Raw genomic sequence first — 18,954 nt, forward strand, 5'->3', positions numbered from 1 at the left:
ACGCGTTTTACTTGATCAGTTTTCGTTTAGTCGTGCTGTGACGGTGATCGGATCCGGAAAGACGCGCGTTCGATGAGCGATGTGAAACACAAGCCGGCCTCCGGACTGGCGGAGGCGCTTGGCCTGTCGGGTGTCGCGGCGCCCGAGGTCGATGGCGGTGCGGGTGCGCGGCGCCAATCTTTCTATCGAGAGCTTCTGGAGCGGTCGGGGTTGCCGGCGGCGGAGTTCGCCGAGGAGGTTGCAGCGCATCATCGCCTGCCGCGCGCGACGCTCGCCGCGATGCTCGCCGGCAAGCCCCTGGCGGAACACTTCTCCGGCCGCTTCCTGCGCGACTGGTCGCTCTACCCCTACGAGTCCGCCGGGGGCGAAGCGAGGCTCGCGCTCGCCGATCCGAGCGAGGAGACGCTCGTCGAGACGGTGCGCTGGACGCTCGAGCGCCCGTGCACGCTCGAGGTCGCCTCGTTCGAGGAGATCGATGTCGCGCTGAAGCGCGTCGGTGTCAGTGCCGAGGACGCCAGCACCGCCGCCGCCCCCCGCGACGGCGAGCGCGAGGACGTCGAGATCGAGAACCTGCGCGATCTCGCGAGCGGCGCGCCGATCGTGCGGGCGGTGAACGAGATTCTCGAGGCTGCGGTCGAACGGCGCGCCACCGACGTCCATCTCGAGCCGGTCAGGGCCGGGCTCCGGGTCCGCATCCGCATCGACGGCATCCTGCAGGCGATGCGGACTTTTCCGCCCGATCTCGCCCGCGCCGTCGTGTCGCGCGTCAAGATCCTCTCCGGCCTCAACATCGCCGAGCGCCGCCTGCCGCAGGACGGCCGCGCCCGCTTCAAGGCGGCGGGGCGCGAGATCGACATCCGCGTCGCGACGATGCCGACGGTGCACGGCGAGGCGGCGATCCTGCGCCTTCTGGAGCGCGACCGCCGGCTGGTCGGCTTCGACGGGCTCGGCTTCTCCGAGCGCGACTTCCGGGTGTTCTCCGAGGAACTCGAGGCGCCGCACGGCATGGTCGTGGTCACCGGGCCGACCGGCAGCGGCAAGACGACGACCCTCGCCGCCACGCTCGCCCGCCTGAACGATTCGACCCGCAAGATCCTCACCATCGAGGACCCCGTCGAGTACGAGGTCGAGGGGGTCAGCCAGACGCAGGTGAAGCCGGCGATCGGGCTCACCTTCGTCAACGCGCTGCGCGCCTTCCTCCGCCAGGACCCGGACGTCATCATGGTCGGCGAGATGCGCGACGGCGAGACCGCGCGCATCGGCATCCAGGCCTCGCTCACCGGCCATCTGGTGCTGACGACGCTGCACACCAACACCGCGGCCGCCGCCATCACCCGCCTGGTCGATCTCGGCGTCGAGCCGTTCCTGCTCGCCGCCAGCCTCCGGCTGATCGTCGCCCAGCGCCTCGTGCGCATCCTCTGCCCGGACTGCAAGCGGATGGAGCCGCTGTCGGCGGAGCGGCACGGCAAGGACCGTCGCTTCGTCGCGCTCGGCTTCTCGCCCGGCGACATGCTCTACGAGCCGGTCGGCTGCGAGCGGTGCGCCGGCACCGGCTACATCGGCCGCCGCGCGGTCTTCGAGATCCTGCCGATCAGCGAGGCGATCCACAAACTTGTCGTCGAGGGTGCGAGCGAGCGAGTGATCGAGGAGACGGCGCGTCAGGAAGGCATGACGACGCTGACGGAGGACGGCATCCGCAAGGTCCGCGAGGGGCTGACCTCCTACGACGAGATCCTGCGCGTCACAGCGAGCCGCTGAGTTGGGTGTCTTCAGCTACAAGGCGCTCGACGCCGACGGGCGCTTCGTCTCCGGCGAGTTGCAGGCGGACTCGGTCCCCGCCGCTGCCGCCCATCTCGTCGACCTCGGCTATATCCCGCTGGAGACGAAGGAGCGGGCCGCCCCGCGCGGGGCCGGCTGGCGGCGCTACTTCTCGATCGGCCGCCTGAACCCCAAAGAAGTGACGGTGCTGATCCGTGATCTCGCGCTGCTGCTGAAGGCCGGCCTGCCGCTCGACGACGCCCTGAAGCTGCTCGGCGATGACGTCAAGCCGGCGGCGTCGCGGCTCCTCACCGATCTGCGCACCGCGATCGGCTCCGGCTCCGGCTTCGCGGAGGCGCTCGCCGCCCATCCGGAATCGATCCCGACGGAAGTGATCGCGATGGTCAGGGTCGCCGAGGCGGCCGGCGGGCTCGAAACCGTGCTCGAGGCCGTCGCCGACGACCGCGCCCGCCAGGAGCGCGTCGCCGCCAAGGTCGCGGGGGCCCTGCGCTACCCGGCCTTCCTGCTGATCGTCGCCGTGGCGGTACTGGTGTTCTTCCTGCTCTTCGTCGTGCCGCAGTTCGCCGGCGTCATCGCCGACTTCGGCACCGAGCCGGACCCGTTCGTCTCGGTCGTACTCGGGCTGTCGACGTGGCTGACGGAGAACGGCGACCTCCTGCTCGGCGTGCTCGCCGGCCTCGCCCTTCTCCTCTTCGTGGCGCTGCGGACGCGGTCCCTGCGCAACCGGCTGGTGCGCGGCCTCGGCAAGCTGCCCGGCATCCGCGGCGTGGTGGAACTCCGGCGCACCGCCATCATCTGCCGCGGCCTCGGCACGCTGCTCGCGAACGGCGTGACTTTGACCGACGCCCTGAAAGTGATGGCCGACACAGCGGGTGCCGACGCCGAGCCGATATCGGTGGTTCTCGACAAGGTGCGGCGCGGCGGACGCCTCGTCGACTGCCTGACCGAAACTGCCCTCGTTCCGCCGCTGGCGGCGCGCATGCTACGGGTGGGTGAGGAATCGGGGGAACTCGCGACGGTGGCGCGGCGCTGCGCCGATTTCTACGAGGGAAAACTCGGCGAACGACTGGACCGGCTGGCGGCGATCGTCGGCCCGGCGGCCATCGTCGTCATCAGTGTCGTCGTGGGATCATTGATCGTCTCGATCATGTCGACGCTGCTCAGCATCAACCAGATCGCGCTTTAGGGAGTGCCTATGCCGTTCCAGCGGACACCGGACGTCGAAGCGAGCGTGACGTCGCCCACGGGAACCGTGGTCGCCGCCGCGCGCGCCGGCTTCACGCTCGTCGAGATGCTCGTCGTGCTCGTCATCATCGGCCTCATCATGGGGCTGGTGGGGCCGCGGGTGCTCAACTACCTCACCGATGCCCGCGAGAAGACGGCGCGGCTGCAGATCGAGAGCTTCTCGAACGCCCTCGACCTGTTCTACATCGACGCCGGGCGCTACCCGACCTCTGCCGAGGGCCTCGCCGCCCTGGCGCAGCGCCCGCCGGGCGTGGACACCTGGAACGGCCCCTATCTGCGGGACCGCAGCGTGCCGGCCGACCCGTGGGGCAACCCGTACGTCTATCGCTCGCCCGGGCAGCACGGAAACTACGACATCGTTTCGCTCGGCGCCGACGGGCGCGATGGCGGTGAGGGGAGCAACGCCGACGTCACGTCCTGGACGCGCTGATCGCGACCCATCGGGGCAACAGGCCGTGGTGACCGGGGAACGGTCCGCCGGCCGCCGCAGCGGCTTCCTGCTGCTCGACATGGCGCTGGCGCTTGCCATCGTGCTGCTCGCCGCCGCCATCATCTGGCCGGCGATCCCGCGCGGCACGTCGTCGGCGGGACTGGCCGCCACCGTCATGGACGTGGCGACGATGCTACGCGCCGATCGCACCGGCGCGGTCCGCGACGGGCAGCGCGTCGGAACAGTGATCGACCTTGACGGACGCACCGTCAGCGACGCCAGGGGGCGCACGGTCAAGGTGCCGCGTGACCTCACCTTCGAGGTCACCACCGCGACCCCCTGTTCGCTCGGCGACCGGCGCTATCAGATCACCTTCAACCCGGATGGCAGCTCCTGCGGTGGCGTCGTCCGGCTCGCCAAGGGCGGACGGAGCTTCCGGATCCGCGTCAACTGGCTGACGGGATGGGTGGATGTGGTCGGACCGGAGCGGACGTAGGGTGGCGCCCTCCCGGCGCGGCTTCACCCTGATCGAGGTGATGGTCGCGCTGATCGTCGCGATCATCATCTCGACGGCGCTGGTGCGCTTCTTCGCCGGCGTCCGCAGCGAAGCCGCGCGCGTGCGCGAGCAAGTCGACACCTGGGCGGTCGCGCGGGCGGTGCTGGATGCGGTGCCGAGCGGGGCGGCATTGGCGCCGGGCACGACGGTCGGCGCTGCCGGAGCGTACGCCTGGCAGCTGGAGGCGACGTCGATGGCGCAAATGCTCGCCCCCATGACGCCACCGATCGAGGCGCCGGCGGAGGACCTCGGCGAGGACGAATCGGCGACGCCGCCGCCGGTGCCGATGCGCCTGCGGGTCGTCGTCACCGGACCGCGGGGCGGAACGGTGCGGCTCGAGACGGTGCGCCTCGCGCGCGCCAGCGGAGACGGCGATGCGCCGTGACGCGCCCCGTCGCCGAGGCGGACCGGCTGGACGGCGCGCCGGCTTCTCGCTGCTCGAGGTGCTCGTCGCGCTTGCGATCACCGTGCTTCTGGTCGTGACGTTCGCGCCTTTCGCGAGCCAGCTCATCCTCGGCTGGGGCAGGGGCGCGCGCACGGCCGAACTCGTCGACATGCTGACGCGCGGCAACGACCGCATCGCCCGCGACCTGTTGTCGGTGGTGCCGATGACGCTGACGCGCGGAGACCAGACCAGCATGATCTTCCGGGGCGGACCGGGCTACGTCGTCTTCGCCACGGCGACCGGTTTCGGCCCCGGACGGGGCGGCATCGAGCTCGTCTCCTTCGGTATCGAGCAGGACGGCCCGGCGGGCCAGGCGATCGTCCGGCGCCGCGCCCCGCTGCGCGACGCCGCGCCGACGGCGAGTGGCTTCCGCGACCCGGTCACCCTTCTGACCGGGCCGTACCAGTATCGCTTCGACTACGTCGCCGCCGATGGCACCAAGGTCGCGGACTGGCAGGACCGCCGCGACATGCCCGCCCGCGTCGAACTGACGATCCTGACGCCGACCGGCCCACTGCTGCCGCTGCCGCTGTCCTACTTCGTGCCGGCCGACCTCTCCGCCGCCTGCATCACCGACGAGCCGCCCGACTTCTGCGACGAGGACGGCGACGAGTCGGATCAGGACAACGGCGACCCAACACCACCGCCGGACTAGGGCCGATGACCGCCCGCCACCCTTTCAACGCACGTCCCGCTCCGAACTCCCGCACCGGCTCGGCTCTCCTCGTCGTGCTCGTCATGCTGGGCATGATCGCCGTGCTCGCCTCCGTCGTCGGCCGCGTCGTCGGCGGCACCGCGCGCGACCTTTCCGCCGCGGTGCAGAGCGAGCGCGCCTTCGTCGCTGCGCGGGCCGGCCTGGAACTCGCCGGCCTGATGCTGCGCTCCGGCGAGCTCGAGATGCTCGGCGCCGGCACCCGTACGGTCGCCCTGGATGACGCGACGGTCAGCATCGACGTCGTCAACGAGCGCGGCCGCATCGACCTCAACGGGGCGCCGGAGGAACTGTTCGCCGGCCTGTTCCGCGCGCTCGGTGAGGAGGGGGAGAGGGCGGACGCCATCGCGGCCCGCATCGTCGACTGGCGGGACCCCGACGACGATGTGCGCGAGGGCGGCGCCGAGGTGGGCGCCTACCGTGGTTCCGGCCTCGCGGCGCCCCGCAACGGACCCTTCGTCCACCCGCTCGAGCTCGCCTCCGTGCTCGACATGCCGCCGGCTCTCGTGCAGCGAGCGCTTCCCTACGTGACGGTCGGCAATCCGTTCGGCCTCGTCGACCCGTTCGTCGCCGACCCCGTCGTGCTGCAGGCGCTGCCCGGCACGTCCGCCTCGCGGATCGAATCCTTCCTGGAGGAACGCCAGACGGGTCTGCCCGACAGCGAACTCGCCGTTCTGCAACTCGGCGCTTCGGACGAATACGTCAGCCAGGACCCGGCGCCCGGCTGGCGCGCCACCATCACGGTGACGCCGGCGCGCGGCCGCCCGAGGCGGTTCGTCGCCCTCATCGTCGACCGCGAAGACGACATGCGGCCCTACCGGGTGCTATACATGCTGGACGAGGTCCTCGCCGGCGACGGGCCTTGACGGGTCGGTGGGGTATGCGCGTCCGGACCTGGATCAACGGTTGGATCGACGGGCTGGCGGCGTTGCTGCTGGCCGCCGTCGGCATGTTCGCCGGTGGCAAGCGCCTGACGCTGCGCCTCCTCGAGGGACGCTGGGTCATCGGTGTGGCAGGCCGTGATGGCGACCGGCCGATCGCCTCCGCAACGCGCACTGCGTCCGGCGACATCGACCTTCTCCCGGCCGGCGCCGAGAAGTCGCTGGCTGGTGGCCGGTTCGAGATCATCGCGCCCCCCGGTGGTGTCGTCGTCCACCGCCTCGATCCGCTTCCAGCCGAGAGCCGTCCGTTCATCGACGGCGTCGTCCGCCACCAGCTCGACCGCTTCGTGCCGTGGCGGGCGGCCGACGTGATCTACGCCCTCGACATCGCCCCGGCGCCGGAGGGCCGCATCGCCGTCACGGTGACGGCGACGAGCCGGCGGGCTCTGGCCGCGCCGCTGGCGATCGCCGCCCGTTGCCGGGCAAAGAGCATTGCCGTCGTCGGCACCGGCCCGGACGCGCGGCCGATCCCGGTGGCACTCGGCGAGAGCGACGCCAGGACCTGGCGCCACGCCCGCACCGCCGCCGCCGGCATCCTCGCCGCGCTGGCGCTGCTCGCCGCCGTCGACGCCGTCTGGTCGACGGTGCGGTGGTACGACCTCACCGGCCGCATCGCCGAGATCGACGCCGCCACCGCCGACCGCCGCGCCCTGCTGCGCAGCGCGGCCGATGCCGCCGGCCGGCCCTCCGGCCCGCCGACGACACTCGACCAGCTGAAGCGCCAGAGCCCGATCGCCGTCGTGGTGATGGAATCACTGTCGCGCGTGCTGCCGGACGACGCCTATTTGTCGGACTTCCGGCTTGAAGACGGGCGCGTCCGCCTCATCGGCGTCTCGAAGTCCGTCGCCGACCTTGTGCCTCTGCTCGAGGGCTCCTCGGCCTTCGACGGGGCCTCGTTCTTCGCGCCGACCATCCGCATCGCTGGCGGCGACCGCTTCCACATCGAGGCCGCCGTCGTGCCGGAACTGGAGCCGGCACCGTGACGCCCGGCGACCGCGTGCCACGGGCGCAGCTCGCCGCCGCCGGCGTCGGCGTGCTGGTGCTCGTTCTTGTGCTCGCGAGCGTCGCATGGATGGGCACGACCGTCCTCGGCGCTCTCGACGTCGAGGCGACGACCAAGGCCGACATCCTGGAGACGCTGCGCCGCCGGCCGCTGCCGACGCGTGCAGCAGACGGCGGCATCGCCATTCCCCCGGAGACGGCCCGCCTTGCCGGCGAGACCGAGGCTGTCGCCGCCAACGGCCTGCAGGAGATCGTCACCCGTGCTGTCGAGGATGCGGGCGGCGATGTCGCCACTGCCGAGGTCGTGCGCATCGTCGACGGCATCGAGGCGACGCGGCGGATCGTCGTGTCGATTGCCTTCGAGGGCGACATCGCGGCCGTGCAGCAAGCGCTGTTCACGCTCGAAAGCGGCGTGCCCTTCGCCGTCGTCGATGCGCTGACGCTGGTGCCGACGGAAGCGGGTGGCCGCGTCGACGACGAGCGCCTGCGGGTCGGGCTGGTGGTCTCGGGCTTCTGGCGCGCGCCGGCGCCGGCGACAGCCGAGTCGTCGACGGCGCCGGAGGGCGGCACGTGACGGTGGCGCGGTTCGTTCTCACCGCGCCGCTGCTGGCGCTTGCGCTCGCCGCGCTCTGCCCGACGAGCCCGGAGGCGCAGGCTCAGACCTTCGTGCTGGTCGACGCGACGGGCGAACCGATTCCCGAGATCGAGCCGCAGGCGGACGCGCCACGGCCGACGCCGTTCCCATGGCTCACCCTCGACCTGCTCGCGGCGACCCGCGACCGGCCGCTGTTCTCGCCGGATCGGCGCGGCGTCGAGCCGGAGCCGGAGGTGGTCGAGGAAGAGCCCGAGCCGGAGCCGGAGCCCGAAGTGGCCGACGTGCCGGACGCCACGCCGCCGCAGGTCCGCCTCGCCGGCGTCGTCATCAGCGGCACGCTTCGCATCGCCATGCTGCACGACGAGGTCGAGGACGAGGTCGTGCGGCTGCGCGAAGGCCAGAGTTTCTCCGACTGGACGCTCGTCTCGGTGGCACCCCGTTCCGTCGTTTTCCGCCACGGCGCGCAGGAACATACCGTCGTGCTCTCGGCCGAGACCACCGACGACGACGAGGACTACTGATGGCGGCGCTGCGGGTGCTGTTTGCCGCCGCCTGGCTCGCCGGCGTCCTCGGGTCCGTCCCGGCCTTCGCGGAGGTCACCGTGACAGGTGATGCCCACGATCTCACCGTCGACGCGAGGGAGGCGGCCGTCGAGGACGTCATCGTCGCCGTCGCGGAGGCGGTGGGCAGCACCATCGAGCCGCCGGACGACATGCCGGAAGCGCTGGTCTCGGGTGTCTACCGCGGCAGCATCACCGAGGTCCTGAAGGCGCTCGCCCCCTCGGCCGACTTCTTCGTCGCCTGGCGGGACGGCGCGGTGGAGGTGCATTTCCTCGCGGAGGGGGAGAGGCCGAGCATCGCCGAGGCCTCGCCGGCCGAGCCGGCGGACGACACGGATGGTGGACCGTCCGAAGCGGTCTTGCCGGGGAAGCTCGGCGAGGGCGGAGGACCGCCCGCGCCGGCGCGTCGCATCTACTGAAGCGATCGGCGGCCGTTGTGCGTCGGTCCGCCGGCCCGTGCCTGCACCCGACCGGCCGCCTCAGCCCCGGCCGCGCGCAGACGCCGCCGGCCGCACCTGATGCTCGATCCAGTTCTTCAGCTCGATCGTGCGCGTATCGCGATCGAGCACGTCGCGGTCGAGGCCATAGCGCCAGGCGAGGTCGCGGCGGTCGGGCGCGGCGGCCAGCGTCCGCAGATCGGCGAGCATCGACGTCACCGCCTCGTCGTCGGCGGCCAGCCCCTCGGCGATGAGGATCGGCCGGTAGCGCTCGATGACGCCGGCGACGTCGGTGAGCGAATATTCGGGGTGGTACTGCACGCCCCAGAACGTCCCGGCGCCATGCTGGATGGTGGCTGCCTGCACGTCCGAGACGGCGTTCGTCGCGGTCACCACCATGCCCGGCGGGCGCTCGCCGACCTCGTCCATGTGCACGGCCGGCGCGTCGAAGACGGCCGGCCGGCCGGCGTGGAGCGGATGGTCGGCCCCCTCGGCGGTGAGCGAGATCTTGCGGGCGAAGGCGACCTCGCGGCCCTTCGGGTTGATGCGCACGGTGCCGCCGGCCGCGACGGTCGCGACCTGCAGCCCCCAGCACGAGCCGAAGAAGGGCACCCCCGCCTCGAAGACGGCACGGGCGAACTCGACCTGCGCCACCGACGGCGGGTCCATCTTGTGGACGTTGAGCGCCGAGCCGGTGATGGCGACGCCGTCATAGCCGGCGAGGCCGCCGGCATCGGGAATGTTGGCGCCGGGGTCGGCCGGCATGACAACGTCCACCGTCGCGTCGGGCGCGATCTCGCCCAACACCGCCGCATAGGCCTGCGAGGGGGTAGAGCCGGTCAGGCGCGCGACCCGCTCACGGACTTCGGCGATGTTGCCGTCGGCGACCAGGAGGCGAAGCCGGGCCATCGGAATTCTCCTTATCCGACAGCGCCATGCAGCGCGTCGGTGATGAGCAGCTCGAAGTCGGCGGCGGTCATCGCGACGGGGTTGCTGCCCGTCGAGGGATCGCGCTCCGCCGCGGCGGCGAGCTCCTTCAGGCGGTCGTCACCGACGCCGAGATCGGCCAGCGTGTGCGGCACCCCGAGGTCGCTGCGGAGCTTCAGGAGCCAGGCCACGACGCCGTCGACACCTGCCGTCGGCAGCTGCAGGACGCGCGAGAGGATTTCCATGCGCGCCTCGATGGCCGGCCGGTTGTGGGCGACCACGTAGGGCAGCATCACCGCGTTCGTCAGGCCGTGGTGGGTGTCGTAGAAGGCGCCGACCGGATGCGAGACCGAGTGGACCGCGCCGAGGCCCTTCTGGAAGGCGGTGGCGCCCATCGCCGCGGCGGCGAGCATCGCCGACCGCGCCTCGATGTCGGTGCCGTCGGCGGCGGCCTTCGGCAGGTAGTGGTCGATCAAGCGCAGGCCTTCCAGAGCGATGCCGTCGGCCATCGGGTGGAAACCGGGGGCGCAGTAGGCCTCGAGGCAGTGGGCGAGAGCGTCGAAACCCGTCCAGACGGTCAGGTTTCTCGGCAGGCCGATCGTCAGTTCCGGATCCGCGATCACCACCTTCGGCAGCATCAGAGGGTGGAAGATGATCTTCTTCTCGTGGGTCGTCTCGTTGGTGATGACGGTGGCGCGGCCGACTTCCGAGCCGGTGCCGGCCGTCGTCGGCACGGCAACGATCGGACGGATGCCGGCAGGATCGGCGCGCGTCCACCAGTCGCCGACGTCCTCGAAGTCCCACACGGGCCGGGTCTGGCCGGCCATGAAGGCGACCGTCTTGCCGACATCGAGGCCCGAGCCGCCGCCGAAGGCGACGACGCCGTCGTAACCACCGGCCCGGAAGGCGGCGATGCCGTCGTCGAGGTTCTTCGAGGTCGGGTTGCCCTTCACCTCGGCGAACAGGCCGGGTGCGAGACCCGCGGCCTTCATGATCTCCATCGCGCGATGGGTGATCGGGGCGTTCTCGAGACCCTTGTCGGTGACGAGCAGCGGCTTGGCGATGCCGGCCGTCTTGCAGGCGTCCGCCAACTCGGCGATGCGGCCGGGCCCGAACAGCACGCGGGTCGGGTAGTTCCAGGATCCCTTGAGCGTGGGCAGGGCAGGGGGAACGGACATGCGAGGGACCCTCGGGATCGAGACGGACTGAAGGACGAATCTGACGCGCCGCTGCGGCGCTCTGAATGCGGAAGGAACGTTCCTTCGGCGGCGAGATGGAGTCAATATGGATCGATTGATCCGGCCTGCGGCACAGGGTCGGGGAGGGGACGTCCACATGCTCACGTCAGCGCCGCAGGGCTCCGTCGCCGACCGGCTCGAGGCGGTCCTGCCGCACCTCGCCTCCCAGGAGCGTCGCGCCGCGCTGCACCTGCGGGCGCACTATCCCGTGGCCGGGCTCGATTCGCTGGCGCGGGTGGCGCGGGCGGCCGGCGTCAGCCCGCAGACGGTGCTGCGCCTCACCGCCCGCCTCGGCTTCGAGGGCTACCGCGACCTGCAGGACGCGCTCCGGCGCGAACTCGCTACCGGCGCCCAGACGCCGCTCGCCCGCCTTGCCGCGACCGGGCCGGTGGCGGCGGACAGCGACTGGCTCGACGCCTTCGGGCGGCAGGTCTGCCGCAATGTCGAGGGCACCTTCGGCGGCGTGCTGCGCACCGAGTTCGAGGCGGCCGCGGTGGCGCTCGCCGACCGCAAGCGCACGGTCGCGGTCATCGGCGGTCGCTTCACGCACTCGCTCGCCGGGCTGCTGGTGCGGCACCTGTCGATCGTCCGCGAGGACGTGCACGAGATCACCGGCCCGACGGTCGCCTGGTCGGACCGGCTGATCGACGTCGGCCGGCGCACGGTTATCGTCGCCTACGACATCCGCCGCTACCAGGCCGACGTGCTGCGCTTCCTCGCCGCCGCCGCCGACCAGCGCGCCACCATCGTGCTGTTCACCGACGATCCGATGGCGCCCGGCTGCCGGTTCGCCTCGCACTCCCTGATCGCCCCCGTGAAGAGCCGCGGCGCCTGGGATTCCCTCTCGGCGCTGCTGGCGCTGTCCGAGGCGCTGATGGCGCGCACCACCGACCTGATCGGCGAGGAGGCGGCGGAGCGGCTGGCGCGCCTCGAGCAGCTGCGGGCGCGGATGATCGACCCGACGCTGTGAGGCGTCAGGAGAGCCCCGCCCAGGCAGCGGCCTCCCGCCAGAGCGCCATCGAGCCGCGCCGGGCCGGCCGGTCGAGGTCGAGCCAGGGTTTCTGGGCGCCGGGATAGTGCAGGATGCGGACGTGCGCGAGGATGCCGTCGGCGGCCGGCTGCGGCAGGCGCTTCAGGTAGCTCTCGTGGAAGTTCCAGGCAGCCTCGATCAGGGCGAGCGTGCCCGGCCGCCTGGCGAAGAACGCCGTCAGGTGCGACTGCTCGTTGACGCACACGATCCGTGAGGCGTGATCGACGAGCGCGCGGCGGAAATCGTCGTCGAGCACCGGCCGGCGCAGCAGCATCACGCCGCTGTTGAGGCGGCTCGGCAGCGGCGCCGTCCCCGTCACCAGTCCTTCGAGTCGCTCGGCGAGGATCGCCGGCGGCACGGGGCCTGCCTCCTCGCGGGCGAGCGAGCGGGAAAACTGCGGCCCACCGACGACGTGGGCATCCGGCGCGCGGATCAGCAGCGGCTCGACGGGCCCGAGCGCGATCATGTCGGCGTCGAGGAAGAGCATCTGGTCGACGCCGGCGGGCTGGAAGACCGCCCACTTCAGGAACGTGCCGCGGTTCCAGTCGGCCCGCTCCGGCCGGCGGACGCGCTCGGCGGCGAGGCGCTCGAGTTCCTCCGCGAACCCCCCGGTGACGAGGAAGAAGCGGTCCGTCGCCGCCCGCACGAAGGGGTCGTCGAGAAGCGTCGCGTCGGTCGAATAGACGAAGATCGGCAGGTCAGTGAGGGTGCCGGCCTTGGCGAGCGAGGCGAGCATGACCTTGAAGGGCAGGCGGTAGCCGGCGTCGAAGGCGAAGGCGAGCGCCGTCGAGGGTGTGGTCGGCGCGGGCTCAATGCCCGGCGGCTCCGGCAGCAGGCCGTCCCGGACGAGGGTTGCGATCGACAAGGGAGGGCCTCGCGCTCGGGCGGCGTCAGTCGCTCGATAGCACGAGGTTGCGGACGAGCGGATAGATCTGCCCGGCCCATCGCCGCCCGCTGAACACGCCGTAGTGGCCGACGCCCGCCTGCAAATGGTGGCGCTTGCGATAGGGGCGCAGGCTCGAACAGAGGTCGTGGGCGGCAAGCGTCTGGCCGACGGAGCAGATGTCGTCGCGCTCGCCTTCGACCGTCAAAAGCGCCGTGCGCCGGATCGCCTTCGGGTCGACGCGCCGGCCACGCCACTCGAGCGTGCCCTTCGCGAGGGCCGCGTCCTGGAACACGAGCTTCACCGTCTCGAGAAAGAACTCCGCAGCGAGGTCGAGGACGGCGAAGTACTCGTCGTAGAAGGCGCGCACCTGCTCGACCTTCTCGGTGTCGCCGGCCACCATCCGGTGGAACAGGTCGACATGCGCGTTGAGGTGGCGATCGGCGTTCATGCTCATGAACGCCGTCAGCTGCACGAAGCCCGGATAGACCCGCCGGCCCGCCCCCTGGTGGCAGGCCGGCACGGTGGCGATGAGATTGCGCTCGAACCACTCGATCGGCTTGCCGGTGGCGAGCTTGTTCACCTCCGACGGGCTAACGCGGGTGTCGACCGGCCCGGCCATCAGGGTCATCGAGCGTGGCTGCGCCGGGTTGTCGTCCTCGGCCATGACGGCCACGGCCGCGAGCGCATGCACGCACGGCTGGCAGACGGCGATGAGATGGGCACCGGGACCGATCGCCTCGAGGAAGCCGATGACATGGTCGACATACTCGTCAAAGCCGAAGGGACCCGCCGACAACGGCACGTCGCGGGCGTTGTGCCAGTCGGTGACGTAGACGTCGTTGTCGGGCAGCAGCACCTCGATGGTGTTACGCAACAGCGTCGCGAAGTGGCCCGACAGCGGCGCGACCACGAGCATGCGCGGCTGCGGCGTGTCGACGTCCTTGGCGAAGTGCAGCAGCGTCGCGAACGGCGTGCGGGCGGCGACCTCCTCGGTGACCGGCACCGTGCGGTTGCCGACGGTGGTGGCCGCGATGCCGAAGGCCGGGCGGGTGTGGGTGACGCGTGTCTGGGCGAACAGCTCGCAGGCGGCGATGGCGTTTGCGACGGGCAGGAGGTTCGCCCACGCGCCCCACGGCCCACGCATCGAGGCGGCAGCGAGCGCCGCCGAGGCGCGCAGCGGACGCAGGGCGTCGCTGCGTGCCTGATAGGACTGGTAGATCATCCCCGCGGCCCCCGTGCCGGCGGCACGATGTCCCTGCCGCCCGGCACGGGAAGGCTAGTGCATATTCTGCTGCAGTGCGAGATAGTCGTTGCGACGGCGGGACCGGCGCGGCGCTTGCATCGGCCGGTCCGCGACGGGGCCTCGGTACGGCCAAATCGGCACCGACGTCGGCGAGGGGGCATGCGGGCTATGGCGAAGGCCACGCTGACGATCAGCAGCAAGAACTACTCATCCTGGTCGCTCCGCGGCTGGCTGATCTGCCGGATGGCGGGCCTCGACTTTGACGAGATCCTGCAGGGCCACGACGACCCGTCGACGCGGGCGGAACTGCTGCTGCTGTCGCCGTCCTTCCTGGTGCCATGCCTGCGCCACGAGGGCATCACCGTCTGGGACACGCTGGCGATCGCCGAGTACCTCAACGAGCGCTTCCCGGGCTCGCCACTGCTGCCGAAGGATCTCGCCGCGCGGACGCGCTGCCGCTCGATCTGCGGCGAGATGCACTCGGGCTTCTCTGCGCTGCGCTCGGCGCTGCCGATGAACATCAAGGCCCACCACAAGGGCTTCAAGGTCTGGGCCGGCGCCCAGGCCGACGTCGACCGCATCGTGGCGATCTGGCGGGAATGCCTCGACACCCACGGCGGGCCGTTCCTGTTCGGCGCGGCGCCGTCGCTGGCGGACGCCATGTACGCGCCGGTCTGCTTCCGCTTCTCGACCTACGACGTGAAGCTCGACAAGGCCTGCAAGGCCTATGTCGCGCGTATCCTGGCGCTGCCGGACGTCGTCGCGTGGGCCGAGGCCGCGAAGCTGGAGCCGGACGAACTGGAAGAACTCGACGTCGAGTTCTGAGCCGGCCTCAGGCGGTGGGGGTCGTCCAGCCGATCTCGGCGAGGATCTCGTCCGTGTGGGCGCCGAGCGCCGGGCTGCCGCGCGGCGCCACCTGGCCGACGCCGTCGAGGATGACGGGCGTGCGCACGCCGGGGATGGTGCCGCCGGCCGCAGCTTCGTCGGCGAGGCTCACCTGCATGCCGCGATGGCGCACCTGCGGATCGTCGAAGACGTCGGCCACCGAGTTGATCGGGCCGGCAGGCACACCGGCGGCCTCCAGTCCGGCGAGCAACGCGTCGCGCGTCCACGGAGCGATGAGCTCGGCGACGATCGGCACCAGCCGCTCGCGGTTGGAGACGCGGCCGGGGTTGGTGCGGAAGTCGGGCTCGTCGGCGAGCTCTGGTCGGCCGAGCAGCCCGCAGAGCTTGCGGAACTGCCCGTCGTTGCCGACGGCGACGACGAGGTGGCCGTCCGCGACCGCGAACACTTGGTAGGGCACGAGGTTCGGGTGGGCGTTACCGAGCCGGCGCGGCGCCTTGCCGGAGGCGAGGTAGTTCATCGCCTGGTTCGCGAGCACGGCCGTCTGGGTGTCGAGCAGGCTCATGTCGACATGGCCGCCTTCGCCCGTTACCGCCCGGCGCTGCAGGGCGGCGAGGATGCCGACGACGGAATAGACGCCGGTGAAGATGTCGGCGACCGCGACGCCCACCTTCATCGGCTCGCCGTCAGGCGCGCCGGTGAGGTCCATCAAACCGCCCATCGCCTGGATCATGTAGTCGTAGCCTGCCCGCTTGGCGTAGGGCCCGTCCTGGCCGAAACCGGTGATCGAGCAATAGATCAGCCGCGGGTTGATCGCCTTCAGAGAGGCGTAGTCGAGCCCGAAGCGGGCGAGGCCGCCGACCTTGAAGTTCTCGATCAGCACGTCCGCCTGCGCCGCGAGACGGCGGACGATCTCGCGACCCTCGTCGGTCTCGAAATCGACGGCGATCGAGCGCTTGCCGCGGTTCGTCGAATGGAAATACGCGGCGCCGAGATCGCCATCGGTGCCCGCGACGAAGGGCGGGCCCCAGGTGCGCGTGTCGTCGCCGACGTCCGGGCGCTCCACCTTGACGACGTCGGCGCCGAGGTCGGCGAGCGTCTGCCCGGCCCAGGGCCCGGCGAGGATCCGGGCGAGCTCGAGAACGCGGAGGCCGGCGAGGGGTGGCGTCATGGAGCACTCTTCCTCGGGTGAAGGCGGCAAAGTTGGGGCCGGCGCACCCTTAGCCGATCAATTCAGTGTTTTCACCCATCCCCGAACAGTGAAGCCCCGCGAAAGCCCGGCCATGCTACGCATCGGACCGGGACGGGGGCGCATGGCCGGACGCTGTCCGGTCACTCGGAGAGGGGCGATCTCCATGGCACTCGAAGAGGCGGCCGCGCGGCAGGCGCGGATCGCATTTCAACGCTTCGGCCTCGGCCCGAAGCCCGGCGGTCCGCAGCGTATCGGCGAAGACGCAAAGGCGGCGGTGCTCGACGAACTGTCGCGGCCGCAATCAGCCTTGATCACCTCCGGCGCGTTGCCGAACTACCGCAAGGCGTGCGCCGTCAGCCAGCGTGACTTCGACCGGCCCTACGAGGTCTTCCATCAGGAGCGGCGGGCGCGGCTCGTGCAGGCGCTGAAGCCGGAGATCGGCCTGCTCGAGCGGCTGGTGACCTTCTGGAGCAACCACTTCTCGATGACGGTGTGGAAGGATCAGGTGATCCTCGGCACCATCGGCCAGCTCGAGCGCGACGTCATCCGCCCGAACGTGCTCGGCTCCTTCACCGACATGCTGCTCGGCGTCATGCGCCACCCGGCGATGATCGCCTACCTCGACAACGACGATTCGATCGGCCCGCGCTCGCCGATCGGCAAGTCGTGGGGCGCCGGCTTCAACGAGAACCTCGCCCGCGAGGTGCTCGAATTGCACACGATGGGCGCCGGCAGCGGCTACACGGAAGGCGACGTCACGGCGTTCGCCCGCATCCTGACCGGCTGGTCCTACGTGCGCGGGTGGGAGGCCGACAACGAGTGGAACGGCGGTAATGACGAGAACCGCGGCCAGTTCATCTTCCGGGCCGACTGGCATGAGCCGGGCGGCATCGAGCTGATGGGCAAGCGCTATCCGGCGTCCGGCCAGGAGCAGGGCGAGGCGGTGATGCGCGACCTCGCCGTGCATCCGAAGACAGCTGAGCACCTCGCCTTCAAGCTCGTCCTGCACTTCCTCACCGACGAGCCGACCGAGGCGATGGTGGCGCCCGTCGCCGACGCGTTCCTCTCCTCGGGCGGTGATCTCGGGGCGACGACGCGGGCGCTCGTCGAGCTGCCGGAGGCGTGGTCGCTGCCGCTGAAGAAGCTGCGGACCCCCTACGAGCTCGCCCTCGCGCAGTACCGTGCCACCGGTACGGATGTCCCCAACAACGACGACATCTGGACCTTCACCGAGCCGATGCAGGCCCTCGACAACCTGCCGTGGGAGTATGGCCCGCCCGATGGCTATCCCGACGAGACGGCGGCGTGGCTGAACCCGGATGCGATGCGCGTCCGGCTCGATACATCGCTCCTGTTCGTCGACATGTTCCGGAAGGACGACTGGCCCGTGGCGGGCGACCTTGCGCGCGACCTCTTCGACAGCGCGCTGTCGCAGCCCTCGAAGGTCGCGCTGCGCAAGCCGGCGGACAATCGCGCGGCGATGACGCTCCTGTTGATGCTGCCCGAATTCCAGCGGAGGTGACGATGCGCGATCCGAACGATCTGCGGCGCGCCGCAGCCGAGGGCTGCGCCGAGTCGCGCCTGCTCATCACCCGCCGCGCCATGCTGGGGGTCACCGCCGGCCTGTTCTCGGCCGCCTATCTGCCACGCGACGCGATGGCCGCGGACGGCGACGCCCGACTGCTCGTGGTGGTGCTGCGCGGCGGCACCGACGGGCTCTCGGTGGTGGTGCCGACCGGCGACCGCGATTACGCGCGGCTGCGCGGGGACATCGCCATCCCGACGTCGGCGACGATCAAGCTCGACAGCGATTTCGGCCTGCATCCGGCGATGAAGACCTTCGGCAAGCTGTTCGGCAGGAACGAGGCGGCCGTCGTGCACGCCACCTGCGTGCCGCTGCGCAACCGCTCGCACTTCGACTGCCAGGACAATCTCGAGAACGGCCTGCCAGGCGTCGGCGCGGTCAACTCGACCGGCTGGCTCAACCGTCTGCTGTCGGCGCTGCCGAGCGGCGATCCGGTGGTGAAGCGCGGCGCCATCCAGGTCGGCGAGGCGCCGCTCATCCTGCGCGGTCCGGCGCCGGTGCTCGGCTGGTCGCCGACGTGGTTCACGCCCGCCGGCCGCGACATCCGCCGGCCGCTGCTCTCCGTCTACGAGGAGGTCGACCGCCCGCTCTACTCGGCGCTCACCCGCGGCATCGAGGCGAACAATCTCGCCTTGAAGGCGGACGCCTCCGACGATGCGGACGTCAGTGCGCTCCGCAAGGGCTTCCGCGGCGCGGGCCACCTGCTCGCCGAGGCGAACGGGCCGCGCATCGCGGTCCTCTCCGTCGGCAACTGGGACACCCACTCCGGCCAGGGGGGCACCGAAGGCTTCCTCGCCGACCGTCTGGCGGAACTCGACGAGGCGATCGCCGACTTCCGCAAGGCGGTCGGTTCCGCATGGAAGAAGACGGTGGTGATCTGCGCCACCGAGTTCGGCCGCACGGCGCGCGTCAATGGCGACGGCGGCACCGACCACGGCGTCGGCACCGTCGCGCTGCTTGCCGGTGGCGCGGTGGCCGGCGGCAAGGTCTATGGCGACTGGCCGGGGCTGGCGCCGAGCAAGCTCTTCGAGGACAGCGACTTGCGCGCCACGACGGACCTCAGGGCCGTCTTCAAGGGCGTGCTGCGGGGCCACCTCGACGTGCCCGCCGGCATGCTCGACAAGTCGATCTTCCCGGAGTCCGCCAAGATCGCGCCGCTGACGACCCTCGTCGCCGGCGGCGACCGGGAGCGGGTGTCGAGTGCGGCGGACACCGGTCGCCCGGTTCGCCAGCGCCCGCTGCCGCCGATAGCGCGCTACCGGGCGAAACAGGCCGGCGCTTCGCTCTGAGGGCAGCCGCTGAGGGCAG

General features: G+C 71.2%; 20 protein-coding genes. 15 read left to right on the plus strand and 5 right to left on the minus strand.

Annotated features, from left to right (window positions below):
• Nucleotides 1-72: 72 nt before the first annotated feature.
• The 11 genes from RUR49_RS10225 to RUR49_RS10275 are packed head-to-tail and all read left to right on the plus strand — an operon-like array spanning nt 73 to nt 8,684.
• Entirely contained in the window at nt 73-1,758 is a 1,686-nt protein-coding gene (locus tag RUR49_RS10225) for a GspE/PulE family protein (protein WP_409146251.1), read from the plus strand.
• Nucleotide 1,759: 1 nt separating this feature from the next.
• Complete coding sequence (locus tag RUR49_RS10230; RefSeq protein WP_409146252.1) at nt 1,760-2,965, plus strand: type II secretion system F family protein; 1,206 nt, start codon at nt 1,760-1,762, stop codon at nt 2,963-2,965.
• 45 nt (nt 2,966-3,010) lie between these two features.
• Nucleotides 3,011-3,454, plus strand: coding sequence for a type II secretion system major pseudopilin GspG (gene gspG / locus RUR49_RS10235; protein WP_409146253.1), 444 nt, complete (start codon nt 3,011-3,013; stop codon nt 3,452-3,454).
• A 28-nt stretch (nt 3,455-3,482) separates the two neighbouring features.
• Entirely contained in the window at nt 3,483-3,950 is a 468-nt protein-coding gene (locus tag RUR49_RS10240; RefSeq protein ID WP_409146254.1) for a GspH/FimT family pseudopilin, read from the plus strand.
• A 1-nt stretch (nt 3,951) separates the two neighbouring features.
• Nucleotides 3,952-4,395 carry a type II secretion system protein J gene (locus RUR49_RS10245; RefSeq protein WP_409146255.1) on the plus strand — a complete coding sequence of 148 codons (444 nt, stop codon included), beginning with the start codon at nt 3,952-3,954 and terminating at the stop codon, nt 4,393-4,395.
• Complete coding sequence (locus RUR49_RS10250) at nt 4,385-5,110, plus strand: type II secretion system protein J (protein ID WP_409146256.1); 726 nt, start codon at nt 4,385-4,387, stop codon at nt 5,108-5,110. Before RUR49_RS10245 ends, RUR49_RS10250 begins: the two co-directional genes overlap by 11 nt.
• Before the next feature lie 5 nt (nt 5,111-5,115).
• Nucleotides 5,116-6,033 carry a general secretion pathway protein GspK gene (locus RUR49_RS10255; RefSeq protein ID WP_409146257.1) on the plus strand — a complete coding sequence of 306 codons (918 nt, stop codon included), beginning with the start codon at nt 5,116-5,118 and terminating at the stop codon, nt 6,031-6,033.
• A 14-nt stretch (nt 6,034-6,047) separates the two neighbouring features.
• Nucleotides 6,048-7,091: a PilN domain-containing protein gene (locus RUR49_RS10260; RefSeq protein WP_409146258.1), complete on the plus strand. Its 1,044-nt coding sequence runs from the start codon at nt 6,048-6,050 to the stop codon at nt 7,089-7,091.
• On the plus strand, nt 7,088-7,684 hold the full coding sequence (gene gspM, locus RUR49_RS10265; RefSeq protein WP_409146259.1) for a type II secretion system protein GspM: 597 nt from the start codon (nt 7,088-7,090) through the stop codon (nt 7,682-7,684). Before RUR49_RS10260 ends, gspM begins: the two co-directional genes overlap by 4 nt.
• On the plus strand, nt 7,681-8,226 hold the full coding sequence (locus RUR49_RS10270; RefSeq protein ID WP_409146260.1) for a hypothetical protein: 546 nt from the start codon (nt 7,681-7,683) through the stop codon (nt 8,224-8,226). The genes gspM and RUR49_RS10270 overlap by 4 nt, the downstream gene beginning before the upstream one ends.
• Nucleotides 8,226-8,684, plus strand: coding sequence for a hypothetical protein (locus RUR49_RS10275; protein WP_409146261.1), 459 nt, complete (start codon nt 8,226-8,228; stop codon nt 8,682-8,684). The genes RUR49_RS10270 and RUR49_RS10275 overlap by 1 nt, the downstream gene beginning before the upstream one ends.
• Before the next feature lie 60 nt (nt 8,685-8,744).
• On the opposite strand, the gene RUR49_RS10280 is transcribed toward RUR49_RS10275, so the two are convergent.
• Together RUR49_RS10280 and RUR49_RS10285 are read right to left on the minus strand one after the other, a co-directional pair.
• Nucleotides 8,745-9,611 (minus strand): type 1 glutamine amidotransferase, encoded by an 867-nt coding sequence (locus tag RUR49_RS10280; protein WP_409146262.1) that lies wholly within the window; start codon nt 9,609-9,611, stop codon nt 8,745-8,747.
• An 11-nt stretch (nt 9,612-9,622) separates the two neighbouring features.
• Entirely contained in the window at nt 9,623-10,807 is a 1,185-nt protein-coding gene (locus tag RUR49_RS10285) for an iron-containing alcohol dehydrogenase (protein WP_409146263.1), read from the minus strand.
• A 157-nt stretch (nt 10,808-10,964) separates the two neighbouring features.
• Here RUR49_RS10285 and RUR49_RS10290 point away from each other — a divergent pair, with 157 nt between their 5' ends.
• Nucleotides 10,965-11,837: a MurR/RpiR family transcriptional regulator gene (locus RUR49_RS10290; protein ID WP_409146264.1), complete on the plus strand. Its 873-nt coding sequence runs from the start codon at nt 10,965-10,967 to the stop codon at nt 11,835-11,837.
• Between the two features lie 4 nt (nt 11,838-11,841).
• Here the strand turns inward: RUR49_RS10290 and RUR49_RS10295 are convergent, their stop codons facing one another.
• Together RUR49_RS10295 and RUR49_RS10300 are read right to left on the minus strand one after the other, a co-directional pair.
• Nucleotides 11,842-12,762 (minus strand): hypothetical protein, encoded by a 921-nt coding sequence (locus tag RUR49_RS10295; protein ID WP_409146265.1) that lies wholly within the window; start codon nt 12,760-12,762, stop codon nt 11,842-11,844.
• Between the two features lie 25 nt (nt 12,763-12,787).
• Complete coding sequence (locus tag RUR49_RS10300) at nt 12,788-14,005, minus strand: polyhydroxyalkanoate depolymerase (protein WP_409146266.1); 1,218 nt, start codon at nt 14,003-14,005, stop codon at nt 12,788-12,790.
• A 189-nt stretch (nt 14,006-14,194) separates the two neighbouring features.
• Here RUR49_RS10300 and RUR49_RS10305 point away from each other — a divergent pair, with 189 nt between their 5' ends.
• Nucleotides 14,195-14,851 carry a glutathione S-transferase family protein gene (locus RUR49_RS10305; protein WP_409146267.1) on the plus strand — a complete coding sequence of 219 codons (657 nt, stop codon included), beginning with the start codon at nt 14,195-14,197 and terminating at the stop codon, nt 14,849-14,851.
• Nucleotides 14,852-14,858: 7 nt separating this feature from the next.
• Here RUR49_RS10305 and RUR49_RS10310 read toward each other — a convergent pair whose 3' ends face one another.
• Nucleotides 14,859-16,040 (minus strand): CaiB/BaiF CoA transferase family protein, encoded by a 1,182-nt coding sequence (locus tag RUR49_RS10310; RefSeq protein WP_409146268.1) that lies wholly within the window; start codon nt 16,038-16,040, stop codon nt 14,859-14,861.
• 184 nt (nt 16,041-16,224) lie between these two features.
• Here RUR49_RS10310 and RUR49_RS10315 point away from each other — a divergent pair, with 184 nt between their 5' ends.
• Nucleotides 16,225-17,583 carry a DUF1800 family protein gene (locus tag RUR49_RS10315; protein ID WP_409146269.1) on the plus strand — a complete coding sequence of 453 codons (1,359 nt, stop codon included), beginning with the start codon at nt 16,225-16,227 and terminating at the stop codon, nt 17,581-17,583.
• 2 nt (nt 17,584-17,585) lie between these two features.
• A complete protein-coding gene (locus tag RUR49_RS10320; RefSeq protein ID WP_409146270.1) occupies nt 17,586-18,935 on the plus strand; it encodes a DUF1501 domain-containing protein in 1,350 nt (449 codons plus the stop codon).
• Nucleotides 18,936-18,954: the final 19 nt, after the last annotated feature.

The sequence above is a fragment of the Pseudoxanthobacter sp. M-2 genome, from assembly GCF_046156265.1.
Taxonomy (GTDB): domain Bacteria; phylum Pseudomonadota; class Alphaproteobacteria; order Rhizobiales; family Segnochrobactraceae; genus CAMDHY01.

Coding starts and splice junctions, on each gene's coding strand:
- RUR49_RS10225 (WP_409146251.1), top strand. CDS start 73: ATGAGCGATGTGAAACACAAGCCGGCCTCCGGACTGGCGGAGGCGCTT.
- RUR49_RS10250 (WP_409146256.1), top strand. CDS start 4,385: ATGCGCCGTGACGCGCCCCGTCGCCGAGGCGGACCGGCTGGACGGCGC.
- RUR49_RS10255 (WP_409146257.1), top strand. CDS start 5,116: ATGACCGCCCGCCACCCTTTCAACGCACGTCCCGCTCCGAACTCCCGC.
- RUR49_RS10260 (WP_409146258.1), top strand. CDS start 6,048: ATGCGCGTCCGGACCTGGATCAACGGTTGGATCGACGGGCTGGCGGCG.
- RUR49_RS10275 (WP_409146261.1), top strand. CDS start 8,226: ATGGCGGCGCTGCGGGTGCTGTTTGCCGCCGCCTGGCTCGCCGGCGTC.
- RUR49_RS10280 (WP_409146262.1), bottom strand. CDS start 9,611: ATGGCCCGGCTTCGCCTCCTGGTCGCCGACGGCAACATCGCCGAAGTC.
- RUR49_RS10285 (WP_409146263.1), bottom strand. CDS start 10,807: ATGTCCGTTCCCCCTGCCCTGCCCACGCTCAAGGGATCCTGGAACTAC.
- RUR49_RS10290 (WP_409146264.1), top strand. CDS start 10,965: ATGCTCACGTCAGCGCCGCAGGGCTCCGTCGCCGACCGGCTCGAGGCG.
- RUR49_RS10300 (WP_409146266.1), bottom strand. CDS start 14,005: ATGATCTACCAGTCCTATCAGGCACGCAGCGACGCCCTGCGTCCGCTG.
- RUR49_RS10305 (WP_409146267.1), top strand. CDS start 14,195: ATGGCGAAGGCCACGCTGACGATCAGCAGCAAGAACTACTCATCCTGG.
- RUR49_RS10310 (WP_409146268.1), bottom strand. CDS start 16,040: ATGACGCCACCCCTCGCCGGCCTCCGCGTTCTCGAGCTCGCCCGGATC.
- RUR49_RS10315 (WP_409146269.1), top strand. CDS start 16,225: ATGGCACTCGAAGAGGCGGCCGCGCGGCAGGCGCGGATCGCATTTCAA.
- RUR49_RS10320 (WP_409146270.1), top strand. CDS start 17,586: ATGCGCGATCCGAACGATCTGCGGCGCGCCGCAGCCGAGGGCTGCGCC.